This is a genomic window from Streptomyces sp. NPDC002276 (assembly GCF_053891435.1).
In genome coordinates this window covers 1-4018 of sequence record NZ_JBSFCQ010000055.1, presented here as the reverse complement: position 1 = coordinate 4018, position 4018 = coordinate 1, and the positions used below count along the sequence as shown (strand labels likewise).

General features: G+C 67.7%; 4 protein-coding genes. All 4 read left to right on the top strand.

The window, feature by feature from the left end:
• Positions 1–102 precede the first annotated feature (102 nt).
• The 4 genes from ACWIHT_RS47125 to ACWIHT_RS47110 all read left to right on the top strand — a co-directional run bounded on the left by ACWIHT_RS47125 (position 103) and on the right by ACWIHT_RS47110 (position 3914).
• Complete coding sequence (locus tag ACWIHT_RS47125; RefSeq protein WP_456174811.1) at positions 103–747, top strand: HAD family hydrolase; 645 nt, start codon at positions 103–105, stop codon at positions 745–747.
• 69 nt (positions 748–816) lie between these two features.
• Positions 817–1512, top strand: coding sequence for a VC0807 family protein (locus ACWIHT_RS47120; RefSeq protein WP_456174810.1), 696 nt, complete (start codon positions 817–819; stop codon positions 1510–1512).
• A 67-nt stretch (positions 1513–1579) separates the two neighbouring features.
• Positions 1580–2791 (top strand): MFS transporter, encoded by a 1212-nt coding sequence (locus ACWIHT_RS47115; protein ID WP_456174809.1) that lies wholly within the window; start codon positions 1580–1582, stop codon positions 2789–2791.
• Positions 2742–3914, top strand: coding sequence for an acetoin utilization protein AcuC (locus ACWIHT_RS47110; protein ID WP_456174808.1), 1173 nt, complete (start codon positions 2742–2744; stop codon positions 3912–3914). Before ACWIHT_RS47115 ends, ACWIHT_RS47110 begins: the two co-directional genes overlap by 50 nt.
• The last annotated feature ends 104 nt before the right edge of the window (positions 3915–4018 follow it).

The following is a 4018-nucleotide window of genomic DNA, read 5'->3' as shown; positions in this document are numbered from 1 at the left end:
GGGGGGACCCTGTGGGAGAGTAGGACGCCGCCGAACAAATATTGCGAGAACCCCCGTACCGTTAATTCGGTACGGGGGTTTTCTGCGTTTAGGCTCAGCGGTATGCGCTACGAACTCGTGATCTTCGACAACGACGGTGTCCTCGTCGACAGTGAGCCCATCTCCAACAGGATCCTGGCCGGCTATCTCACGGAGCTCGGGCACCCGACCTCGTACGAGGAGTCCATCCGCGACTACATGGGCTCCGCGATGCACCGCGTCCACGATCTTGTCGAGGAGCGGACCGGGCAGCGGTTGCCGGACGACTTCGACGATGTCTTCCACGCTCGTGTGTTCGCCGCGTTCGAGCGGGAGTTGAAGCCGGTCGCCGGGGCCGTCGACGTGCTGGAGAGGCTGGTCGCGGACGGGGTGCCGTACTGCGTGGCGTCGTCCGGGAGTCATGCGCGGATTCGGGCGGGGCACTGGGCGACAGGGCTGGACGAGTGGTTCGAGGAGGAGTGGGTCTTCAGTTCCGAGGACGTGGGGCGGGGGAAGCCGGCGCCGGACCTGTTCCTGTATGCCGCCGAGCAGATGGGTGTGGCGCCGGAGCGGTGTGTGGTCGTGGAGGACAGTCCGTTGGGGGTGCGGGCCGCTGTCTCGGCCGGGATGGATGTGTACGGGTTCACCGCCATGACGCCTGCTGAGCGGCTTTCCGGGGCCAACCAACTCTTCGGTGACATGCGGGACTTGCCTGACCTGCTCGTCTGACATTTGTCATGCCGAGGACCGGACGATCGGTTCTACTGGTGGCCGGGGGCTCTGCGGCAGTCTGAATGCATGACGACGAACGCGGGCTCCAGGAAGAAGAACCTCGCGCCGCTCCTCCTGGACGTGGCGGTGCCGATCGGGTCGTACTACCTGCTGAAGAGCGGGTTCGGGATGGGCACCGTGGCGGCGCTGGGGTGGAGCAGTGCGGTGCCGGCGGTGCGGACGGTGTGGGGGATAGTCGTCGAGCGGACGATCAACGCCTTTGCCGCGTTGATCCTCTTCGTGAATGTCGTCGGGCTGTCGCTCAGCCTCGTCGCCGGTGATCCTCGGCTCATGCTCGCCAAGGACAGCGGGGTCAGCAGCGCCATCGGGATCGGGGTGTTGGTGTCGGTGGCGATGGGGCGGCCGATGATGACCGCCGGGATGAAGCCCTGGCTGGTGAAGGGGGAGCCGGAGCGGGAGGCCGCCTTTGAGCGGCTGTTGACAGGGTCGGCGGCCTTTCGGCGGGCCGAGCGGCGATTCTCCGTGGTGTGGGGTGTCGCATTGCTCGGCGAGTGTGTCGCCCGGGTCGTCGGGGCCTACACACTGCCCGTGGACACCATGGTGTGGCTGGGCACGGTCGTGATGATCGGGACGATAGGTGTGACGGCCGTCGTCAGTGGTGGTCTTGCTGTTGGGCCCATGGCGGACATGATCGCCGGTGAGCTGAAGGGCGGACATGCCCCCGCACCTGCGGTTCTTCCCTCGTTGGTCGTCGCTCGGTAAAGGTGAGCCGAATTCATCTTTGGCTGGATCTACCCACGGGTACGCCGGGACCCTTACGCTCGCGGCCATGACAGATGTGCTGCGGCGCGGTAGGGCCTCGCTGGCGTTCAGCTTCTTCGCTCAGGGCGCCACCTTTGCGCTGCTCGTGACACGTATCCCCGCGATCCAGGACCGGTACGGGGTCTCGGACGGGCTGCTGCCCGTCTTCCTGGCCGCCGTGCCGATCCTCGCCGGCGTCGGGAGTGTGACCACCGAGCAGCTGGTGAAGCGAATACGGCCCAGCGTGCTGCTGCGCTGGTCCCAGCCGGTCGTGCTGCTGGCGCTGCTCGGGGTCGGGGCGGGCGACAGCATGGCCGAACTGGCGGTCGCGCTCGGGGCGTTCGGGCTCGGGGTGGGTGCGCTGGACGCCTCGATGAACATGCTCGGGGTGAGTCTGCAACGGACGTACGGGCGGAGCATCATGCTCAGCTTCCATGCCGCGTACAGCCTGGGTGGGATCGTGGGGGCCTCGCTGGCGTGGGCGGGGGCGCACTGGCATCTCGCGCTGTGGGTGTCGTATCTGCCCGTGGTGGCGGTGTTGCTGCCGGCGGCCTTTGTGGGGAGTCGGTGGTACGTCGACGGGAGCGGGCCGGAGGCGGAGGGCGAGGGGGCCGAGGCTGGGCCGCTGGTCTTCAAGTTGCTGCTGCCGTTGTGTCTGGTGATGACCTTCGCCTACATCGGGGACTCGACCGTCTCCAACTGGAGTGCGAAGTACCTGAAGGACGTGCTGGGGAGTTCTGAGCAGGTCGCGACCGTTCCGTACAACGTCTACATGGTGATGTGCCTGGTCGGGCGGGGGATCGGGGACCTCGGGGTGCGGAAGTTCGGGGCCGTGGCCGTCGTACGGCTGGGGGCTGTGGTGGCCGCGCTCGGGTTCGCGGTGGTGGCCGTGGCGCCGGGGGCCGGGGTCGGGATGCTGGGGTTCACGTTGCTGGGGCTCGGGCTGTGTGTGTTGGTGCCGCAGACCTTCGCGGCGGCCGGGCGGTTGTTCCCGGGGGCGTCCGATACGGCCATCGCTCGGCTGAATGTCTTCAACTACGTGGGGTTTCTGATCGGTTCGCCGTTGGTGGGGGCGTTGGGGGATGCCTGGAGTTATCGCGGGGCGATGCTCGTGCCGATGGTGTTGGTGCTGGTGACGTTGGTGTACGCCCGCTCGTTCGCGCCGGCGGAGGGCCGGTACGGTGACGGGCATGAGCGGGCGCGCACAGCTGATGTGGGACGAGGCAGTAACGGGCTATGACTTCGGCCGGGACCATCCGATGGACCCGGTCCGGCTCGCCCTGACCCGGAGTCTTGTCGACGCCTTCGGGCTCGACAAGGACGTGGAGGTCGTCGCGGCCAAGCCTGCGGGTGAGTCGACGTTGCGGTTGGTTCACCGGGAGGACTACGTCGAGGCGGTGAAGGCCGCCTCGGCCGATCCGGAGTCGGCGGACGGGGCGTATGGGCTGGGGACCATGGACGACCCTGCCTTCGCCGGGATGCATGAGGTGTCGGCTCTGATCGCCGGGCAGTCGGTGGGGGCGGCTGAAGCCGTGTGGGGCGGGGATGTGTCTCATGCCGTGAACTTCGCCGGTGGGCTGCATCACGCTATGCCGGGGGCCGCTTCCGGGTTCTGTATCTACAACGATGCCTCGCTCGCCATTGCCCGGTTGTTGGAGTTGGGGGCCGAGCGGGTCGCGTATGTCGATGTGGATGTGCATCACGGGGATGGGGTGCAGGCCGCGTTCTGGGAGGATCCCCGGGTGCTGACGATCTCGCTGCACGAGCATCCTCGGACGTTGTTTCCGCAGACCGGGTGGCCGGAGGAGACCGGGGCGGGGGCGGGGGAAGGGGCCGCGGTCAATGTGGCGTTGCCCGCTGGGACCGGGGACGCGGGGTGGCTGCGGGCGTTTCATGCGGTCGTGCCGGAGTTGATCGCGGACTTTCGGCCGCAGGTGCTGGTGACTCAGCACGGGGCCGATACGCACTTCGAGGATCCGCTTGCTCATCTCGCGGTGTCGTTGGACGCGCAGCGGGCTGTGCAGGTGGCTTGTCATGAGTTGGCGCACGCGTACGCGGACGGGAAGTGGGTCGCGTTGGGTGGGGGTGGGTACGCCGTGGTGGAGGTCGTGCCTCGGTCGTGGACGCATCTTGTGGCGATTGCTGCGGGGCGGGAGATTGCGCCCGAGGCGATGATTCCTGAGGGGTGGCGGCAGGAAGTGTTCGCTCGGACTCGGGAGTTGGGGCCGCGGCGGATGACGGATGGGCGGTGGCCGGTGGTCTACGCGGACTGGGAGTCGGGGTATGACCCCGCCGACCGGCTTGATCAGGCGGTGGTGGCTGCTCGGCGGGCGGTGTTTCCGTTGCGGGGGTTGTTGGCTTAGGGGGGGGCGGGACGGGTAGGGGGTCCGGGACTTTTTTCGGGCATTTCGGCGGGACGAACCGTACGTACAGCGTGCGGTCCCGGACGGACGGATTCGACACGCGT